Annotated in this window: 20 protein-coding genes, 1 tRNA gene and 1 pseudogene; 15 read left to right on the forward strand and 7 right to left on the reverse strand. The window is 66.5% G+C overall.

Annotation, left to right across the window (positions count from 1 at the left end):
• The 10 genes and pseudogenes from Y710_RS19160 to Y710_RS13555 form a co-directional block, all read left to right on the forward strand.
• Positions 1 to 152: pseudogene (locus Y710_RS19160) on the forward strand (HNH endonuclease); the annotation flags it as partial.
• A 247-nt stretch (positions 153 to 399) separates the two neighbouring features.
• A complete protein-coding gene (locus tag Y710_RS13515; protein ID WP_006898309.1) occupies positions 400 to 1,302 on the forward strand; it encodes a ParA family protein in 903 nt (300 codons plus the stop codon).
• Positions 1,299 to 2,174 (forward strand): segregation and condensation protein A, encoded by an 876-nt coding sequence (locus Y710_RS13520; RefSeq protein WP_045537992.1) that lies wholly within the window; start codon positions 1,299 to 1,301, stop codon positions 2,172 to 2,174. The genes Y710_RS13515 and Y710_RS13520 overlap by 4 nt, the downstream gene beginning before the upstream one ends.
• A gap of 50 nt (positions 2,175 to 2,224) precedes the next feature.
• Positions 2,225 to 2,899, forward strand: coding sequence for an SMC-Scp complex subunit ScpB (gene scpB / locus Y710_RS13525; RefSeq protein ID WP_231875748.1), 675 nt, complete (start codon positions 2,225 to 2,227; stop codon positions 2,897 to 2,899).
• A 53-nt stretch (positions 2,900 to 2,952) separates the two neighbouring features.
• Positions 2,953 to 3,987, forward strand: a complete 1,035-nt coding sequence (locus tag Y710_RS13530; protein WP_062367681.1) for a pseudouridine synthase — start codon at positions 2,953 to 2,955, stop codon at positions 3,985 to 3,987.
• Between the two features lie 32 nt (positions 3,988 to 4,019).
• Positions 4,020 to 4,700 carry a (d)CMP kinase gene (cmk, locus tag Y710_RS13535; protein WP_039868219.1) on the forward strand — a complete coding sequence of 227 codons (681 nt, stop codon included), beginning with the start codon at positions 4,020 to 4,022 and terminating at the stop codon, positions 4,698 to 4,700.
• Complete coding sequence (der, locus tag Y710_RS13540; RefSeq protein WP_006898304.1) at positions 4,697 to 6,136, forward strand: ribosome biogenesis GTPase Der; 1,440 nt, start codon at positions 4,697 to 4,699, stop codon at positions 6,134 to 6,136. Before cmk ends, der begins: the two co-directional genes overlap by 4 nt.
• 59 nt (positions 6,137 to 6,195) lie before the next feature.
• Positions 6,196 to 6,459, forward strand: a complete 264-nt coding sequence (locus Y710_RS13545; protein ID WP_045537997.1) for a hypothetical protein — start codon at positions 6,196 to 6,198, stop codon at positions 6,457 to 6,459.
• 71 nt (positions 6,460 to 6,530) lie between these two features.
• Positions 6,531 to 6,604: transfer RNA gene (locus Y710_RS13550), tRNA-Pro, on the forward strand.
• Positions 6,605 to 6,706: 102 nt separating this feature from the next.
• A complete protein-coding gene (locus Y710_RS13555; RefSeq protein WP_062367682.1) occupies positions 6,707 to 8,059 on the forward strand; it encodes an ApeA N-terminal domain 1-containing protein in 1,353 nt (450 codons plus the stop codon).
• Positions 8,060 to 8,102: 43 nt separating this feature from the next.
• On the opposite strand, the gene Y710_RS13560 is transcribed toward Y710_RS13555, so the two are convergent.
• Positions 8,103 to 8,639: a hypothetical protein gene (locus Y710_RS13560; protein ID WP_006895126.1), complete on the reverse strand. Its 537-nt coding sequence runs from the start codon at positions 8,637 to 8,639 to the stop codon at positions 8,103 to 8,105.
• 91 nt (positions 8,640 to 8,730) lie between these two features.
• A complete protein-coding gene (locus tag Y710_RS18550) occupies positions 8,731 to 9,291 on the reverse strand; it encodes a phage major capsid protein (protein WP_231875744.1) in 561 nt (186 codons plus the stop codon).
• Between Y710_RS18550 and Y710_RS13570 the strand changes: the two genes are divergently transcribed.
• The 3 genes from Y710_RS13570 to Y710_RS13580 all read left to right on the forward strand — a co-directional run bounded on the left by Y710_RS13570 (position 9,284) and on the right by Y710_RS13580 (position 11,624).
• Positions 9,284 to 10,168 (forward strand): AMP-binding protein, encoded by an 885-nt coding sequence (locus Y710_RS13570; protein WP_082781320.1) that lies wholly within the window; start codon positions 9,284 to 9,286, stop codon positions 10,166 to 10,168. The two genes, Y710_RS18550 and Y710_RS13570, sit on opposite strands and share 8 nt — an antisense overlap.
• A 92-nt stretch (positions 10,169 to 10,260) precedes the next feature.
• On the forward strand, positions 10,261 to 11,103 hold the full coding sequence (locus tag Y710_RS13575; protein WP_062367720.1) for a 3-hydroxyacyl-CoA dehydrogenase family protein: 843 nt from the start codon (positions 10,261 to 10,263) through the stop codon (positions 11,101 to 11,103).
• Positions 11,104 to 11,177: 74 nt separating this feature from the next.
• On the forward strand, positions 11,178 to 11,624 hold the full coding sequence (locus Y710_RS13580; protein WP_045538898.1) for a nitroreductase/quinone reductase family protein: 447 nt from the start codon (positions 11,178 to 11,180) through the stop codon (positions 11,622 to 11,624).
• A 16-nt stretch (positions 11,625 to 11,640) separates the two neighbouring features.
• Here the strand turns inward: Y710_RS13580 and Y710_RS13585 are convergent, their stop codons facing one another.
• The 3 genes from Y710_RS13585 to Y710_RS13595 all read right to left on the reverse strand — a co-directional run bounded on the left by Y710_RS13585 (position 11,641) and on the right by Y710_RS13595 (position 13,966).
• Positions 11,641 to 11,940, reverse strand: a complete 300-nt coding sequence (locus Y710_RS13585) for a hypothetical protein (protein WP_045538890.1) — start codon at positions 11,938 to 11,940, stop codon at positions 11,641 to 11,643.
• Positions 11,937 to 12,539: a recombinase family protein gene (locus tag Y710_RS13590; RefSeq protein WP_062367683.1), complete on the reverse strand. Its 603-nt coding sequence runs from the start codon at positions 12,537 to 12,539 to the stop codon at positions 11,937 to 11,939. Before Y710_RS13590 ends, Y710_RS13585 begins: the two co-directional genes overlap by 4 nt.
• A gap of 392 nt (positions 12,540 to 12,931) precedes the next feature.
• On the reverse strand, positions 12,932 to 13,966 hold the full coding sequence (locus tag Y710_RS13595; protein WP_062367684.1) for an NAD-dependent epimerase/dehydratase family protein: 1,035 nt from the start codon (positions 13,964 to 13,966) through the stop codon (positions 12,932 to 12,934).
• Between the two features lie 208 nt (positions 13,967 to 14,174).
• On the opposite strand from Y710_RS13595, the gene Y710_RS13600 reads away from it, so the two are divergent.
• The gene (locus Y710_RS13600; RefSeq protein ID WP_231875745.1) at positions 14,175 to 16,085 is read left to right on the forward strand and encodes a potassium transporter Kup; all 1,911 of its coding nucleotides are present in this window, start codon (positions 14,175 to 14,177) and stop codon (positions 16,083 to 16,085) included.
• A gap of 19 nt (positions 16,086 to 16,104) precedes the next feature.
• Here Y710_RS13600 and Y710_RS13605 read toward each other — a convergent pair whose 3' ends face one another.
• Positions 16,105 to 16,698 (reverse strand): hypothetical protein, encoded by a 594-nt coding sequence (locus Y710_RS13605; RefSeq protein WP_231875746.1) that lies wholly within the window; start codon positions 16,696 to 16,698, stop codon positions 16,105 to 16,107.
• Between the two features lie 179 nt (positions 16,699 to 16,877).
• On the opposite strand from Y710_RS13605, the gene Y710_RS13610 reads away from it, so the two are divergent.
• On the forward strand, positions 16,878 to 17,315 hold the full coding sequence (locus Y710_RS13610) for a hypothetical protein (protein ID WP_062367685.1): 438 nt from the start codon (positions 16,878 to 16,880) through the stop codon (positions 17,313 to 17,315).
• Between the two features lie 5 nt (positions 17,316 to 17,320).
• Here Y710_RS13610 and Y710_RS13615 read toward each other — a convergent pair whose 3' ends face one another.
• Entirely contained in the window at positions 17,321 to 18,178 is an 858-nt protein-coding gene (locus Y710_RS13615) for an EamA family transporter (protein WP_062367686.1), read from the reverse strand.
• Positions 18,179 to 18,208: the final 30 nt, after the last annotated feature.

An 18,208-nucleotide genomic window follows, 5' to 3' on the forward strand; every position in this document is an offset into this window, starting at 1 on the left:
TCCTGATCGACGGACCCCACGCCGGGCGCATCGCCTGGCGACCGAGCGACAACCGCACCGCCCGACGGTGGCGGATCAACCAGATCCACCACGCCGAACTCCTCCCGGACCACCAACCCCAGCCGCCGCCGTTGCCGCAACCGAGGCTGTGAATCGCGCTGTCGCGACGGCTATCCCGTTCGGCCGCCGACGGGCGGTCGGCTTCAGTCTCAAGGCGAGGTTGAGGACTCGGCCGATACTCCGACGCCGCCGATTGCGGCTGCGACGTCGGGCGATCATGGACGGACCGGCCAGGTGCAGCAGGTCTGCGGAGCGCCTGCCGTGGACGTCCGTCTCGACACATTAGGATCGAGACGACCAGTTTCGCAGCGTGCACAACCGGGGAGGAGCATCGAACAGGTGAGTGCATCCAACCCCCGCGGCAAAGCACAGCAGGGTCAACTCGACGTGCCGGCGGACAAGCTCGGGCCGACGGGACGTCCCTACCGCGACATTCCAGACCCCGCGCCCCGCGAGAAGCACGGCCCGGCGGTCATCGTCGCGATGTGCAACCAGAAGGGCGGCGTCGGCAAAACCACCTCGACGATCAATCTCGGTGCCGCACTTGCCGAATGCGGTCGACGCGTACTGCTCGTCGACCTCGACCCGCAGGGGGCGCTGTCCGCCGGTCTCGGGGTGGCGCACCATGAACTCGAAGAGACGGTCCACAACCTCCTGGTCCCGCCGTACGCGGCGACCGACGACGTCCTCATGCGCACCCGCGTCGACGGACTCGATCTGCTCCCGTCGAACATCGATCTGTCGGCGGCCGAGATCCAGCTCGTCACCGAGGTCGGGCGCGAACAGGCGCTCGCCCGTGCGCTGCACCCGGTGGCCGACCGCTACGACTACATCCTCATCGACTGTCAGCCGTCGCTCGGCCTGCTCACCGTGAATGCGCTGGCGTGCGCCGACAACGTCGTGATTCCCATGGAGTGCGAGTACTTCAGCCTTCGCGGGCTCGCACTTCTCACCGACACCATCGAGAAGGTTCACGATCGACTCAACCCCAAGCTGGAACTCGGGGGCATTTTGGTCACCATGTTCGACCAGCGCACTCTGCACTCGCGGGAAGTGATGGCCCGCGTGGTCGAGGTGTTCGGCGACGCCGTGTACGACACCGTCATCAACCGAACCGTGCGGTTCCCGGAGACGTCGGTCGCCGGTGAGCCGATCACGTCATGGGCGCCGAAGTCGTCGGGGGCGAAAGCGTATCGCGACCTCGCACGTGAGGTGATCGCCCGCAACGAGACTCAGGCGTGACCGGGACCGAGGAGACTCTGACCCCCGTCGGCGACGGGCCCGCGACCTCCGGCCCGGAGACGGCAGACGCCGAGGCGGGCGGGCGGAGCGACGGCTTCCAGGTCCGCCTCGCCAACTTCTCCGGGCCGTTCGACCTACTGCTCAACCTGATCAGCCAGCACCGCCTCGACGTCACAGAGGTGGCGCTCCACGTGGTGACCGACGATTTCATCGCATACACCAAGGCGCTGGGCGCCGAGGCCGACCTCGAACAGACCACTGAGTTCCTGGTGATCGCCGCAACCCTGCTCGATCTCAAAGCCGCGCGGTTGCTGCCCTCCGGCGAGGTGGAGGACCCCGAAGACCTGGCGCTGCTCGAAGCCCGCGACCTCCTGTTCGCGAGGCTTCTGCAGTACCGTGCCTACAAGCAGGTCGCCGTCCTGTTCGGCGAACTGGAGGCGGCAGCGCTGCAACGGTATCCGCGCGCTGTTTCGCTGGAGGCGAGGTTCGAAGATCTCCTGCCCGAGGTGGATCTGGGAGTGAATCCGCAGCGATTCGCGGAGATCGCTGCGGCGGCCGTCGTACCGAAGCCGAAGCCGACCGTCGGGCTCGACCACCTGCACGGATCCACGGTGTCGGTGCCCGAACAGGCCAAACGGCTCACCGAACTGCTCACCGCGGCGGATGGTCAGTGGTTGACGTTCGGGGCATTGGTGGCAGAGTGCGCGAACGGGCTCGAGGTGGTGGCCCGGTTCCTGGGATTGCTCGAGCTGTATCGGGAGCGCGCGGTGCAGTTCGAGCAGCCGGAGCCGCTCGGTGAGCTCAAAGTCTGTTGGACCGGCGACCGCGAAGCACAGGAGATCGACATCGAGAAGTCGGAGGACTACGGATGACGACAGAACCGGGGATGACGAGCGATCATGGGCGGACGGACGAACCCGACATGGACGCCGGCATCGACGAGGGCGATCACCTGGAAGACGACGAGTTGCGGGCCGCTCTGGAAGCGGTGCTCCTCGTCGTCGACACGCCGGCCACGGTGGACGAACTCGCGTCCGCTGTCGGTCAGGACCGCACACGCGTCCGGCAGATGCTTCGGCGGATGAGCGCCGACCTCACCGCGGCAGGCAGTGGGATCGACCTTCGCTTCGCCGGCGACGGATGGCGCTTCTACACCCGTTCCGACTACGCGCCCTACGTCGAGAAGCTGCTGCTCGACGGCACGCGGAGCAAGCTGACGCGAGCGGCGCTCGAAACGCTCGCCGTGGTCGCCTACCGGCAACCCGTCACCCGTGCTCGCGTGAGCGCGATCCGCGGAGTCAACGTCGACGGAGTGGTGCGGACACTGCTCGCACGCGGGCTCATCAGCGAGGCCGGGACCGACGAGACGACGAACGGCACGCTGTATGTCACCACCGAGCTCTTTCTCGAGCGGCTCGGTCTCGCGTCCTTGAGTGATCTGCCCGACATCGCACCCCTGCTTCCGGGCGTCGACGTGATCGACGACCTCGGCGAGGAACTCCTCGACGATCCGCGATTCGCCAAACTGGGCGGTGGCCAGGCACAATCGAATGTTGATGTCTCGGCGCAGGCATTGGCGGAGGCCGATGAGGGCTGAGCCGCCTCGGGCCGTGACACCACCTGAAAATCAATACAGTCGAAGGACACTTCATGGCATCCGCTAGCCGAGACGGCACACCGGGAAAGCGACGAGGGAGCGGGACCAACCGCTCGTCGTCGGACAAACAGAATGCACGCGGCAAGAACGCGGCAGGCAAGAAGGGCGCTCCCTCGGGCAAGCGCGGCGCGCCGGCCAAACGGGGTGGTCCGGGACAGCAGCCGTCGAGCCGCAAGCCGCATCGCAAAGGCAGCTCCCGCGTCGACGTCGAGTCGGGCAAGATCCGCCTCAACAACTCCAAACCCGCCCGCCACCAGGTGGCTGAGGTGGAGGGCGACGGCGTCACCTACGTCTCCGACGGGATGCGACTGCAGAAGGTCCTCGCGGCGGCGGGCGTCGCCTCCCGTCGAGGCGCCGAGGAACTGATCGCCGCCGGACGTGTCGAGGTCGACGGCGAAGTGGTCGTCGAGCAGGGACTGCGGATCGACCCGAACACCGCGATCATCAAGGTCGACGGCGCCCGCGTCGTCATCGACGAGTCCAAGCAGTACCTGGCGCTGAACAAGCCCAAGGGCTGGCACTCCACGATGAGCGACGAGCACGGCCGACCCTGCATCGGTGACATCGTCGCCGAGCGTGTGATGGCCGGTCAGCGCCTCTTCCACGTCGGGCGGCTCGACGCCGACACCGAAGGACTGCTCCTGCTCACCAACGACGGCGAGCTCGCGCATCGCCTGATGCACCCGTCGTACGAGGTGCCGAAGACGTACCTGGCGACGGTGCGCGGCGAGGTCAACCGCGGGCTCGGTCGAGAGCTGCGTCGGGGAGTGGAGCTCGAGGACGGCCCGGTGAGCGTCGACTCGTTCGCACTCCTGGAGGTGAATCAGGGCAAGTCGTTGATCCGGTTGACCCTGCACGAAGGCCGCAAGCGAGTCGTGCGTCGCCTGCTCGCCGAGGTCGGTTTCCCCGTGACACGACTGGTCCGTACCGACATCGGTCCGGTGGCGCTCGGCAAGCAGCGTCCCGGCAGCCTGCGCGTCCTCGACAACAAGGAGATCGGCGCGCTGTACAAGGCGGTGGGAATGTGACCGGCGTCAGCGAACCGAGTGCTGCTGAGTCGATGAGGGTCGTCGCGATCGACGGCCCCGCGGGAACCGGCAAATCGACGGTCTCGGGCAAGCTGGCGTCCCGCATCGGGGCCCACATGCTCGACACCGGCGCGATGTACCGTGCCGCGACGCTCGCCGTCCTGCGGGCGGGAGTTCGGCCCGACGGTGACGAGGTCGGCGACATCGTCGACGCCGCCGACATCCGGCTGACGGTCGGCGGCGACGACGCGGGGGACACCCAGGTGTTCCTCGACGGTGAAGACGTCTCCCGAGAGATCCGCACCGACGAGGTCACCGCGGCGGTGTCCGCGGTGTCGGCGAACCCGCGGGTGCGCGAGAAGCTCGTCGAACTGCAGCGCGCGCACGCCGACGACGCGTACCTGGTCGTCGAAGGACGTGACATCGGCACCGTGGTGTTCCCGGACGCCGCACTCAAAGTGTTCCTGACCGCGACGCCCGAGGCCCGGGCCGAGCGGCGTCACCGGCAGAATCTCGCTGCCGGCCGCGAGAGCATTCTCTCCGAGGTCCTCGACAGCGTGAACCGTCGCGACCATCTGGATTCGACCCGAGCGGTGTCGCCGCTGCGCGCGGCCGACGACGCGGTGCTGGTCGACACCAGCGACATGACCCTTGAGCAAGTGATCGACCGGCTCGCCGAGCTGGTCGCCGAGCGGATCGGAGTCCGCCCATGAGTGACGATTTCTCCACCGAGTTCGCCGACCCCAACCTGGCCGGCGACGGCACATGGTCGGACGAGGGCGATTGGGACCTGTCCGATTTCGTGACCGACGACGCCGCGGGAGAGAGCGCCGCACTGCCGGTGGTCGCGATCGTGGGACGGCCCAACGTCGGCAAGTCGACCTTGGTGAACCGCATTCTCGGTCGTCGTGAGGCGGTCGTCGAAGACGTCCCGGGTGTCACGCGCGACCGTGTGTCGTACAAGGCCGACTGGATCGGCCGCCAGTTCATGGTCACCGACACCGGTGGCTGGGAGCCGGATGCCAAGGGGATGGGCCTGGCGATCGCCGCCCAGGCCGAGTACGCGATGCGCACGGCTGATGCGATCGTCCTCGTCGTGGACGCCACCGTCGGCGCCACTGCCACCGATGAGGCCGTCGCCCGTGTGCTGAGGCGGTCGAAGACCCCGGTGCTGCTGGCGGCGAACAAGGTCGACTCTGAGCGGATGGAAGCCGAGGCTGCATCGCTGTGGTCGCTCGGGCTGGGGGAGCCGCACACCATTTCGGCTGCTCACGGCCGCGGTACCGGAGATCTCCTGGACAAGATCCTCGAGGTTCTGCCGGAGTCGCCGCGCGAACGATTCGCCGTCGGCGGTCCGCGGCGTGTCGCGCTCGTCGGAAAGCCGAACGTCGGTAAGAGCTCGCTGCTGAACAAGTTGGCCGGTGAGGAACGCGCTGTGGTCGACAACGTCGCGGGCACCACCGTCGACCCCGTCGACGAGTTGATCGAACTGGGCGGCAAGCCCTGGCAGTTCGTCGACACCGCCGGATTGCGCCGCAAGGTGCGGAACGCCACCGGGCACGAGTACTACGCGTCGCTGCGGACCCGTGCGGCACTGGACTCGGCCGAGGTGGCTCTGCTGCTGATCGATGCCAGTCAGACGATCACCGAGCAGGACCTGCGCGTGCTGTCGATGATCGTCGACAGCGGTCGTGCGCTCGTCGTCGTGTTCAACAAGTGGGACCTCGTCGACGAGGACCGCCGCTACGAACTCGACAACGAGATCGACCGTGAGTTGGCGCGCGTTCCATGGGCACGGCGGGTGAACATCTCGGCGATGACCGGGCGGAGCGTCCAGAAGCTGGTTCCCGCGCTCGAGGGCGCGCTGGAGTCGTGGGACAAGCGCATCTCCACCGGTCAGCTCAACTCGTGGCTCAAGGAGATCATCGCCGCCACGCCGCCGCCGGTGCGCGGAGGGCGACAGCCGCGTGTCATGTTCGCCACGCAGGCCGCGACCAGACCTCCGACCTTCGTGTTGTTCACCACCGGCTTCCTGGAGGCGGGGTACCGCCGCTTCCTGGAGCGGAAACTGCGCGAGCGGTTCGGCTTCGACGGTTCGCCCGTGCGGATCAACGTCCGTGTGCGCGACAAGCGCGACCGAAAGAAGTAACTACGTGCCCACAGCGCCTGAGTACGAGTAGTGCTCGGGCGCTGTGGCACAATTCCGGCATGTTGATCATCGGAATCGTCCTCTGGGGCATGCTCATCGGTGCTGCCGCCCAACTGATCCTCGGAACCGGCCGCAAGGGGCTCAACTGGGGCATGGCTCTGGCCTCGGGCCTCATCGGCTCATTCGTGGGCGGACTCTTGATCAGCCTGATCGCCGGTGACGGTATCGAGTTCCGTCCCAGCGGCATCATCGGCTCCATCATCGGGGCTCTGATCGTCTCCGCGATCTGGATCGCGGTCGACCGTCAGCGCGCCGAAAAGTAGCCGTACGCAGGCGATTAGCAGTCTGGCCGTCGGGTGAGCTAAGGTGAATTCGCTTCGCCAGGCGGAGCAGACGGGCTGTGGCGCAGTTTGGTAGCGCACTTGACTGGGGGTCAAGTGGTCGCAGGTTCAAATCCTGTCAGCCCGACGTCGTGACCAGCACTTATGTGCTGGTCACAGTCGTGTGTGCCCTCTACGTGCCCACTCTTGCGCGTCAATCCGCAATCTTCGTCCGTGCTTTGATTACGCGGTGGACAAGAAGGTAGATGAGACTCTCGGTGGAACTATGGGTCATTTTTGGGTAGACCTGGCGACCTACAACCGAGCCGACACCTCCTGGCAAGGGCATGCCGAGCAACAGGACGACTACCTCGCCATTCGGACTATCAAACGACCCGACGAGGGACTCCCACAGCCGGGGAGTACTCCCATGCCAGACGCCGTTTATGGCGCTACTGAGGTCGGCGGGACGGTTGCCTACGACATTCGAAGTGTCCCCGAGAACAGCGTAATGGGGGGTAACAAGATCTCTGTACGCTCCTACCTCGCGCGCGGATTCGTTGTCGGTGTTGACCCGAGCGAGCTAGCCAGTGCGAAGGTTGTCTCGATCACCGCGAACTTCTATGGACTTGTCATGTGGAGCGGAGCGAAGGGCGCTCACATCGACTACGACCGGCAGCCAGACGGCCGGGTCAACACAATGACCTACACGGTTCGCCGGGTGACTCCGATCACTGCGGAGATCAGCGACCGGCGGACCCTGGAGATTGGTGTCAGTTGGGAAGCTAGCGAGCGCCAGTTCGATCAGTTCGCGGCGTCGACACCACTGACATTCACCATCACCAGATCTAGGCCCGGTACATGGTATGAACTCATTCGCCCGGTGATTGCCTTCCAGGATCTAATCAACTTGGCCTACGACGCTTTCGTCCCGTGCGTCGGCGGTTCGCTAGTCCCTCACTACCGGAAGGACGTTGAGCCGAGCAAGGGTGCGCTGTGGAGCAATTCGCTCATGGACGTTCCCGAGGGGGTAAAGCGTGCCTCGGAGAAGTCCGAGCGGCCGGCCTTCTCACTCGGGGCAATTGGTGGTGCGCCAGGCGTGCGGCGATGGCTGTTGTTGGCTGAGACGCATCCCCGCGCGGTGGGGCCGTTGACCAGCGCTCGCCGATTCGGCATGACGACGGTCGAGGTCGAGCTAATGAACATCGCCGTCGCTATCGAGTACTGGGTCGGAGCGTGCAAGAAGGAGTCGACTACGAGGCCGAAGTGGACCAAGGTCAAGAACAAGGGGTACGCCGAATTGCTGGCTATGCACGTTGGTTCAGCGTTCCGGAAGTTCGTCGGTGGTGATGAGTGCAAGTGGGCGCGTCTGTTCTGGGACCGATACACAGCTCTGAAACACGACCCATTGGTTTCGTATGACTCGTACGAGGTTTCGACCCTGATGAGGAGCGGACGGATACTCCTGATGTGTGCTCTACTCAACCGGGTAGCAGGTTCTAAAGCGCCCACGAGGTGGATCTGTCAGTCCACCCAGTTCTATCACTTGGGCGAGCGCACGCGGGACCTCATGGCGAGTAATCCGAAGCTCTTTCGGCGGTAGCGCGTTACCTCACAGGCGTGGTGATCCCGGCCGCGCATGACGGTCAGGCCACGCCGGGACAGAACTCGTGTTTCTGGCGCCGCGCGCCGGTGACGGCGTGGAGTCCGACGGGTCCGCCTCCGCTGAGTCCGGCCGATGCCGGAGTGAGGGCGGCCATGTCGGCGCCGATGCCGGTGTGCTGGCCGGCGGAGTGCCGTGGAGCTCGTGGTGGGTTCGGCCGGCGTCGGGTCGGTGCCGACGCCCCGCCCTGGCGCCGGCGGGCGGCCATGTTGGCCTCCGTGGCCTGGGCGCGGTTGGTCGGGAGTGCTCCGCCGGCTCGCTGCGCAGACGTCGCGCGCTCTCCGCTGGTGCCGTGTTGGCGGTGGAGACGGGCTAGTGAGACTTGGGGCCGGGCGGCTCGGTCGTCGGGGATCTGGCCCCCGTTGCGGAAGTTCGGAATCTGGCCGCCATCGCGGAACGGGGAGATGCCAGCGGAACTGAGATCGACGTCCCCAACGAACGGTAGGTTCTTCGCCAGCCAGGTGACTCGTGATCCGCTCCACTCCATGCCGAAGTGCGGGATATGGTCCATGATGCCCACGGCGTGAATCTCCTTGTGTTGAAACGGAACCGAGGCCCAGGCGCCGCGCGGCGGAGTGCGGAACCTGGGCCTCGGAGTCAGAGGGTCATTGTCAGGCGGCGGTGCCGACCTTGACGATGGCCTCGGGGCGGTAGACGCTCACGCCGAACCGGCCCTCGACACGGACGCGGGTCTGGTTGCGCTCGAACAGTTCGCCCGAGGTGTCCCACTCGATATCGACGGCCGCGCCCACGACGTCCACGCTCACTGCCGACGGGTCCAGGACCACGGCTGTCTTTGCCGGGAGCGCGGTGGTCAGGACCGCGCGGAGTCCCCACAGCTCACGTTCCATGAGGTCAATCGGGACGACTCGGAATGCGATGGCGTCGTCCGAGGTGGCCAGGAGTTCCACGGCCTCCCAATCGGCCGGGGAGATGAACAGGACGCTCGGCTCGTAGCCGAGGGTTTCCTGGGCCGTGATGGCCTTACGGATGGACGTCAGGGCGTTGGTGGCGAACGCCTGGATCTGCACGCCGCTGGTGTTGAGGAGTCCGGTCAGGTGGGCGCCGGTGCCGTCTCCGCCGATCACCTCGACCTCCAGGGCCTTGTCCAGGCCGTAGACGAGAACTGTACAAGACCGGCGGCGAGCTCGTGGCGCCGGCCGAGTGTTCACCGTCGTTCTCGGCGGTACCGCCGTGCACGTCGACCGATGGGACCCGGACTGGGGCGTGCAGGTGATCCGGGAGGAAGGGGTGACCACCTTCTTCGGCGCACCCACGTTCCTGCAGGACATGATGCGCACCGATCTCGCAGGCGATGCGGACAACCCGCTCTCGTGCCTGGTGATCGCGGGATCGTCGGTACCGCGGAATCTGCCGGTCCAAGCCGCGGAGGCTCTCGGCGCCTACGAGGCTCCCGCCTGGGGGATGACCGAGTGCAGCATCCTCGTCTCGTGTACGCCGAAGGAGTCGGACGCCATTCTGCGCACCGACGGGTCGGTCTTCGAGGGCTCGGAGATGCGCGTGGTCGATGTCGACGGCAACGAGTGCCCGACCGGAGTGGTCGGCGACCTCCTGATGCGGAGCCCAGGTGTGGTCTACGGTTACTTCGACAGACCCGATGCCACATCGCGAGACTATCGCCCGGGACTGTGGTTCTCGACCGGCGACCGAGCCGGCATCGACGAACACGGCTGGATCTCCCTGTCGGGACGGAGCAAGGACATCGTCATCCGGGGCGGCGAGAACGTCCCGGTGACCGACATCGAGTCGTTGATCTTCGACCACCCCGACGTGTTGAACACGGCCGTCGTCGGCATTCCCGACGAACGGCTCGGCGAACGTGTCTGCGCGGTGCTCGTGATGAAGGACGGCCGGCCCGCGCTCACGCTCGCAGGGCTGTCGGAATACCTTCTCGCGCAAGGGCTCTCCAAGCATTACCTCCCCGAACGTATTGTCACGCGCGGTGAATTGCCGATCACGCCCAGCGGCAAGATTCAGAAGTTCCGACTGCGGGAATCGCTGACTGACGGAGTCGGTGGCGCGGGCTGAATCGACGCGCCATGTCATGTATCGACGACTACATCGAGGTGCTGCGGAATTCCCGCAGGCCGGACCAGACCATGCAAGAGACGGAGACGAAGATGAGCTTGCCCACCAGGGTCGGGGTGTACGGAGGCGGACGGATGGGAGCCGGGATCGCGCACGCCTTCCTGCGTTCCGGCACCGCGGTCACGGTGATCGAAGCGGACGACTCCGCCGCCGACCGCGCTCGCGATCGGATCGCTTCGAGTCTGACCAAAGCGGCGGAGAGGGGTGTGCTCGCCAATTCTGTCGACGACGCACTTCGCCGAGCCGACGTCACGACCGGCGCTGAGAACCTCGCCGAATGCGGACTGGTCATCGAGGCGGTGCCGGAGATCGTCGAGGTCAAAGCGGAGGTCCTGGCGCGCATAGAGAAGACCGCTCCGCTCGCCGTCGTGGCGACCAACACCAGTTCGCTGTCGATCGACGGTCTGGCCGATTCACTCACCTCACCGGAGAAGTTCATCGGTCTGCACTTCTTCAACCCGGTGCCGGCCAGCGACCTCGTCGAGATCGTCGTCGGCACGAAGACGTCCGAGACACTGGTCGCCGATGCTCAGCAGTGGGTGCGCGACATCGGGAAGACCGGTATCACCGTCACGGACTCGCCGGGGTTCGCTTCGTCGCGGCTTGGAGTGGCGATCGCACTCGAGGCGATGCGGATGGTGGAGGAAGGTGTCGCCTCCGCGGCGGACATCGACACGGCGATGACCCTCGGCTACAAGCATCCCACCGGACCCTTGCGCACCACGGACATCGTCGGACTCGACGTCCGTCTCGCCATCGCCGAGCATCTCGCCAAGGAGATCGGACCGAGGTTCGAGCCGCCCGCGATACTCCGTGACAAGGTGGCAGCCGGGCATCTCGGCCGCAAGACGGGGCAGGGATTCTACGAATGGTGACCTGTTCGGTCGGTTGAGCGGTCATCCATGACTGCCGAGGGCGCTGCCCGCGCCGTTCCGGCACAATGGGCCGCATGAAGCTCTCTGACACGACCGCGTCCGCCGGTGCCTGGGTTCTGGAGAACGGTCATCGCGCGCTCCTGGCGATCACCGGCGGACGCTTCCCGAAACGGATGCTGGGGATGCAGACTCTTGAGCTTCACACGATCGGAAGGAAGTCGGGGCAGCGCCGGTCGACGATGCTCACGGCACCGATCTATTCGGCCGATCAGATCGTGGTCGTCGCCTCGAAGGGCGGACACTCCGACCACCCCGACTGGTACAAGAACCTCGCAGCGAACCCCGACGTGGAGGTGACTGTCGACGGTACGACGACGTCATGGACCGCGCGACGGGCGAGCGCCGAGGAGAAGTCGCGGCTGTGGCCGTCGATCGTGAAGATCAACCCCGGCTACGAGGGCTACCAGCGCAAGACCGATCGGGACATCCCCGTGGTCATTCTCACGCCGCGCGGCAGGTAAGACCGACGCGAGGGTGTCAGGTGGTGCCGTGGCGAAGGAATCCGTAGAGGCCGGCGCGGTAACCGCGCTGATAGCTCAGGTCGTCGTCGGGGTCGGTGCCGTTCTCGAGAACTGACGCCGCGTGGTGCCGCGCCCACGTCTGCGGAAGGCTCGACAGGTAGGCGAGCGACTCGTCGAACCCCTGCTGGAAGAGGTCCGGATCGAGGCATGCGTCGAGTTCCGGATCGACGAGCGGATACGACGTCGGCAGACGCGTCACGGTGGCGTGACCGCTGAGCGGCGCGGTCGTCTGAGGGTCGGCGGAGTGAGCGGTCATCGGCGGGTTCGTCTTTCAGCGAGGGTTCGGTACAGGGTGGCTCGGCTGACTCCGAGTTCGGCGGCTATCGCGGGTACGGGATGGCCGGCGGCACGCATGCGCTCGGCGGCGGCGGCTTGGGTCTCGTCCAGCGCGCGGGGCCGGCCGACGCCGGAAGCGGCGTGGGAGCGCCGATGCGGAGACCGACGGTGTTCCGATGTCGGCTCCTCGTCGTCGAGCTCGGCGAGGGACGCCAGGACACCGACGATCATCGCTCCGGCGGGGTCTGCGGTATCGACTCCCTCGCGTAGCGACTGCAGTCCGATCCGCCGCCGAGTGAGTTCGCGCGCACTCGAGAGCACTTCGCGTGCGGTGCGGCCCAGTCGGTCGACGCCGACGACGACGGTGGTGTCTCCGGGCCTCGCGTAGTCGAGCAGCGCTGCCCAGCCGGGGCGCTCGGAGGAAAGGGTACCGGCGCCGGACCTGTCGCTGTAGATCCGCGACGGTTCTACGCCGGCATCGGTGAGCGTATCGATCTGTGCCTCGAGTCGCTGAGACCCTCCGGGCGCTCGTGCATAGCCGAGTCGGTACCCGGCGCAGACGGCCTCATCGTCTCTCATGTCTCACAATTTATCGCAAAAGTAGCGGGTCCTGGTTTTGCGACACTCCCGAATTCGAGTGGTTCGCTCAGGCTGGTCGAGCGAGCGCAGTGGGGGCGGGGTCGTTCCTGCGGTGGTGGTGGTTCATTTCGACTCGCGGCGCTCGCTCAATAAGCCTGAAGATGAGGCCTGACTGGGTCGCGCTCGCTCAGTGAGCGCGAAGATTGGGCCTCGCGGGGTCGCTCGCAGTAAGCCTGAAGATCAGCCCGGCCGGGATCGCTCGCTCACCAGACCTCGTCGCAATAATAATTTTGCGACTGTCGCATAATGGTGAGATGCGAAAACGCTGCTCGCCTCGCCCGGGTGGGGGCGAGACGAGCAGCGCGGGAGTTCTTGGAGGGGCTGGGGCGGGGTCAGCCGACCGGGGTGGGGAGGACCGACTCGAACGCGCGGCCCGACCGGGGGCGCGCGGAACCCATCTGCTTCGAGTCGCACAGGAAGGAGACGAGGTCGGCGAGAGTGTCCGCGGACGGCCGCGGCTCGTAGCCGAGCTGTGTCCGTGCCTTGCTGATGTCGACGACGGGTTGGGCGACCAGCGCCGCGATGGACGCACGCGAGACGAGGTCGGAGCCGAACAGATGGCTGATCGGTTCGGCGATGGGGACCACCATGTTCAGCAGACGCAGCGGTACGGCGAACAGCGGGCGGAATCGCCCGCAGAGCTCTGCGACGGCGCGCATGGCCTCGAAGAGGCAGACCTGTTCACTGCCGAGCAGGTAGTTCTCGCCGGTGGCGCCGTGCGCGGCGGCGAGGGTGAGGCCCTTGGCCACGTCACGGACGTCGACGAGATCGAAGTTGCCCTCGACGAACAGGGGGACTCTGCCCTGCGCCGCGTCGCGCAACATGCCGTTGATGCGTGAGAGTCCGTGGTCGACGGGACCGTACACACCGGTCGGATTGCAGATCACGGCGTCGAGCCCGTCCGCGATCACCTTGCGCAGTTCCTGCTCGCCCGCCCATTTCGATCGGTCGTACACCGGGAGCGCGGGATTCTCCGAGCGCGCGGAGTTCTCATCGACGATCCCGTTGTCGGTGTACTGGTCGAAGGAGTGAATCGAGCTGCAGTGGACGAAGCGTCGCACACCGGCGGCGAGCGCGGCTCGAGCGGTGGATGCGACGCCCTGTGTGTTCACTCGCCAGGCGAGTTCGTTCTGCTGTTTGAGGGTGATCATCGCGACGAGGTGATACACGGTGTCGACGCCGTCGAACGCGGCGACGAGTGCGTCGTGGTCGAAGATGTCGGCGGCAGTCCAGGTCACCTGCGGGTGATCGAGGCCGTGCGCCGGCGACACCCGGTCGATGGCGACGACGTCGTGCCCGTCGGCGACGAGCTGGTTGACCACGTTGGTTCCGACGAATCCAGCAGCTCCGGTGACGGCGACCTTCATGTGCATCCTCATTCTCGACGTGACAGACCACAGTGCCCGGTGATCTGGCGTGCCCCGTCCCAGCAGACTAGAACACGTTCTAATTCGCACGAGGCTATCTGGCCCGCTCACCGCCGCGCAAGGGTGTCGCGGATTTGTCGTCCGCGCCGGGGGTCGCACGTGCCGTTACCGGCCCCGTCTGCGCGCGGTCCGGGGTACTGTCCGAGGAATGTCTGAACAGGCAGTGCGCGCGGTGCGACCGCTGCGAGCGGCGATGGTCGTCGGTGCACTCGGCGTGGTGTTCGGAGACCTGGGGACGAGTCCGATCTACACCGTTCAGACGGTCTTCGACCCGAGGGACCCGCACCCGATCGCGCCGACGTCCGACAACGTCTACGGCGTGGTCTCGCTGATCTTCTGGTCGGTGATGATCATCGTGACTCTCACGTATGTGCTGCTCGCCATGCGCGCGGACAACGACGGCGAAGGCGGGATTCTCGCTTTGATGACCCTCCTGAAACGGTGGGTGGAACAGATCGATCCGCGGACGTTCATCGTGCTCTCCGCACTCGGCATCCTCGGAGCCGCACTCTTCCTCGGGGACAGCATCATCACCCCCGCGATCTCGGTGCTGTCGGCCGTCGAGGGCCTCAAAGTGGTCGATCCGGAGCTGCATTCCTGGGTGGTCCCGCTGACCGCATTGATCGTCTTCGTGCTGTTCCTCGCCCAGCGGTTCGGCAGCGGCGGCGTGGGTCGCTACTTCGGGCCGGTGATGGCGGCGTGGTTCGTCGTCATCTCGGTGCTCGGAATACACGGAATCACAGCCGAACCCGGCATCCTGCGCGCACTGTCGCCGACCTACGCGGTCGGTTTCGTCGCCGGTCATTTCCACGTCGCGTTCTTCGCGCTCGCCGCGATCGTGCTCGCCGTGACCGGGGCCGAGGCGCTCTACGCCGACATGGGCCATTTCGGCCGGAGACCCATCTCCACCGCATGGATCCTGATCGTCGCGCCGGCCCTGACACTCTGCTATCTCGGTCAGGGCGCCCTGGTGCTTCACGACGTCCGCAATCTGAGCGCGCCGTTCTTCCTGCTGAGCCCGCAGTGGGGGCAGATCCCGCTCGTGATCCTGACGACGATGGCGACGGTGATCGCGGCGCAAGCGGTGATCTCCGGTGCGTTCTCCGTCGCCTCGCAGGCGGCTCGTCTCGGCTACATGCCTCGTCTACGCCTGGTGCACACCTCCGACCGCGAGTACGGGCAGGTGTACGTTCCGTGGCTCAATTGGTTCCTGATGGTCTCGGTGATCACCCTGGTGTTCGCATTCCGCAGTTCCGACGCCCTCGCCTACGCGTACGGCATGGCGGTCACCGGGACCATCGCGATCACCACGATCCTGTTCTTCGTCGTCGCACGGCACCGTTGGCGGATCCCGTGGTGGCTGCTGGCGCCCGCCGCGGCCGCACTGTTGACCGTCGACTTGCTGTTCTTCGCGGCGAACATCACCAAGTTCGTCCACGGGGCGTGGCTGCCGTTGGTCATCGCTCTCGCTGCTTTCGCGATCATGACGACGTGGCGGCGCGGTCGCCTGCTGGTAGCGGCTCGTCGATCGCTGCTCGAGGGCCCCGTCGACGAGTTCCTCCAATCGCTGCGGTCGGGGGAGCGCGAGGTCGACGTGGTGGACGGCACGGCGGTCTTCCTCAATCGCGACCCGGCCAGCGCACCGCTCGCGTTCCGGGCGAACGTCGATCACAACCGTGTCCGGCACCGGCAGGTCCTCTTCGTGTCGGTGGAGGTCGCTACCGCGCCCCGCGTCGATCCTGCGGCGCGGGTCCGCAGAATCGACCTCGGTGCCGACGACGAGGGGATCAGCGCCGTCGTCGTCCGCTTCGGGTACGCCGAGCCGCCGGACATCCCGGCGACTCTCGGTGCGCTCCGTGACCTTCCGGTGGGTGTGGACCCCGCGGCGGTGACGTACTTCCTGTCGACTGTGGAGTTGCGTCTGAGTGACGAACCGGGCCTGCCGGGCTGGCGCAAGCGAGTGTTTCTGGCGAGTTCGCACGTGTCGTCGGACGCGAGTGACTACTTCCGGCTTCCGCGCGAGCAACTCGTCGTGATGGGGGCACGGATCCCGGTGTGACGCAGGCGGCCTCGGCCGGTCAGCTCAGCGCGATGACCCCGCCCGTCGGCGTCGAGGTGGGGCCGCTGCCGCCGCCGATGTCGCGGGCGATCCACACACCCGGCGTGAGCTGACGGTACTCATGGAGGCTGACCGGCTCACCGAGGAAATCAGCCGAGAAGTCCGCGGCGTAGACCGGCCGACCGTCGACGCGCGAGACGGCGGGAACCACCTCGGCTCCGGCGTCGGTGCCCCAGACGTAGTTCTTGTACACCCAGGGGCGGCCGCCCCGTTCGGTGAAGGTCAATGCGTCCCCGAGGACGCTCTGGGTGCGAGTGAAGGCCTTCGCCGCATCATGGGGCAGTGTCCGGCCCCGAAGCTGGAACACCGGGAGCAGGGAGAGCTTCTTCTTCCCGAGAGGACGAACGCCCAGCGGCGCATCGGCGAACAACCCGAGGATCTCCTCGGCGGTGCAGTGTTCCATCAGGGAGGTGACCGTTCGCGTGGCGTTCCCCGGATCGACGACGCACGTGCGCACCGGCGCGGCCGACGCGGTGGCGGGCGAACCGAGGAGTGATCCGACGGCTGCGATGATCGCGACGATTCTGATTCTTGTCGTACGTTCAAATGACACGAGGACATTGAACAGTGCGCAAAGCGGTCGAGCAATCCGAATGTCCCGACATTTCCTCGCCGGCTGATTACTTTGGTCCCTAGATTTCTGCCGCTCTCATGCACTTACCTTGTCCTGGGGTGAAGTCTCCAGTGCGGTCGAGGGATCGGCATCACTGCAGGGAGTGAAGGTGGGTTCTTGTGGCGGTGCGGACGCGGACAGCGAAGTCGGCGCAGGTGGATCGGCGCATCGCGAGGCGCGACGACGTGCTCGTCCTGGCATTCGCCGCCGTCGCGCTGGCGGGGGTGCTCATTCACGACCGCGTCGACATGCCGGCCACGCCTCTGCTCAGCGTCACCAACATGTTTCCGACCGCGGTCTACCTCGGTCTCGGACTGCTGGGCTTCGTTCCACGAGCTCGTGCCGCGTCGAGCTGGCTGCTCTTGATCTGGGCGTGGATCCTGGTGGTCGCATCACTGATCGGCCTCATACCGCAGAGCAACGTAGTCTCAGGGCCGCAGAATCCCAACGTGCACTACGTCTTCCACATCATCTACGCAGCGTGTCAGCTGCCGCTGATCGTCGCGCTGGTGCTGCGGCTCAATCGTGACGCCTCGGCCGTCACCACATCCCGCTGAGACACTCACCGCGCGGCTGTGAGAACAACGCCCGCGCTCGCCGTGACGACGAGTGCGATGGCGAGGAGCTGACGTGAGTCCAGCGACTGATCCAGAACCACGAAGCCGGCGAGAGCGGCCACCGCGGGGCCCAGACTCGACAGCACGCCGAACACGCGCGTCGACATCCGTTTGAGTGCGGTGAACTCCAGGGCGTAGGGGATCACTGAGGTCAGCACGGCCACGCCGCCGAACGCCGCGAGCAGGCCCGGGTCGTCGGCGACCGCGGGCGCCGCTTGGAACAGTCCGATCGGGACGATCACTCCAGCCGCGACCAGCATGGCCGCCGACAGGCCGTCGACGCCGTGCACCCGGGTTCCCAGTCGGGCCGAGGCCACGATGTAGACGGCCCAGCAGAGGGCGGCCATCGCCGCGAATCCTGCTCCCCGCACATCGAAGGCAGCGCCGCCGTGCACGCCGAGCATCGCTATCCCGAGCGCGGCGAGCGCGACCCACAGGGCGTCGATCAGGCGCCGGCTGCCCGCGGCGGCGACGGCCAACGGTCCCATCAGCTCGACGGTGACCGCGACGCCGAGCGGAACGCGATCGATCGCCAGATAGATGAACAGGTTCATTCCGCCCAGGCCCAGACCCAGCAGCAGCACGCCGAGCCACGTGCGCCGCGGCCAGCTCAGCACCCGTGGCCGGACGAGAAGGGCCAGGATCAGCGCGCCGCACCCGAGTCGCAGGGCGGGGGCGCCGAACGGTCCCACCCGGTCGAACAGCGAACCGACGATCGCGTTGCCGAACTGGACGCTGAACACCGCAGCGACCACCAGCGCGCTCGGCGGCACACGAGGCAGGGGATCGGGACGGGTCTGCACGGTGGGGACTCTATCGGCCGGCCCAGCGGA

The sequence above is a fragment of the Gordonia sp. QH-12 genome (assembly GCF_001578675.1).
GTDB classification, from domain to species: domain Bacteria; phylum Actinomycetota; class Actinomycetes; order Mycobacteriales; family Mycobacteriaceae; genus Gordonia; species Gordonia sihwensis.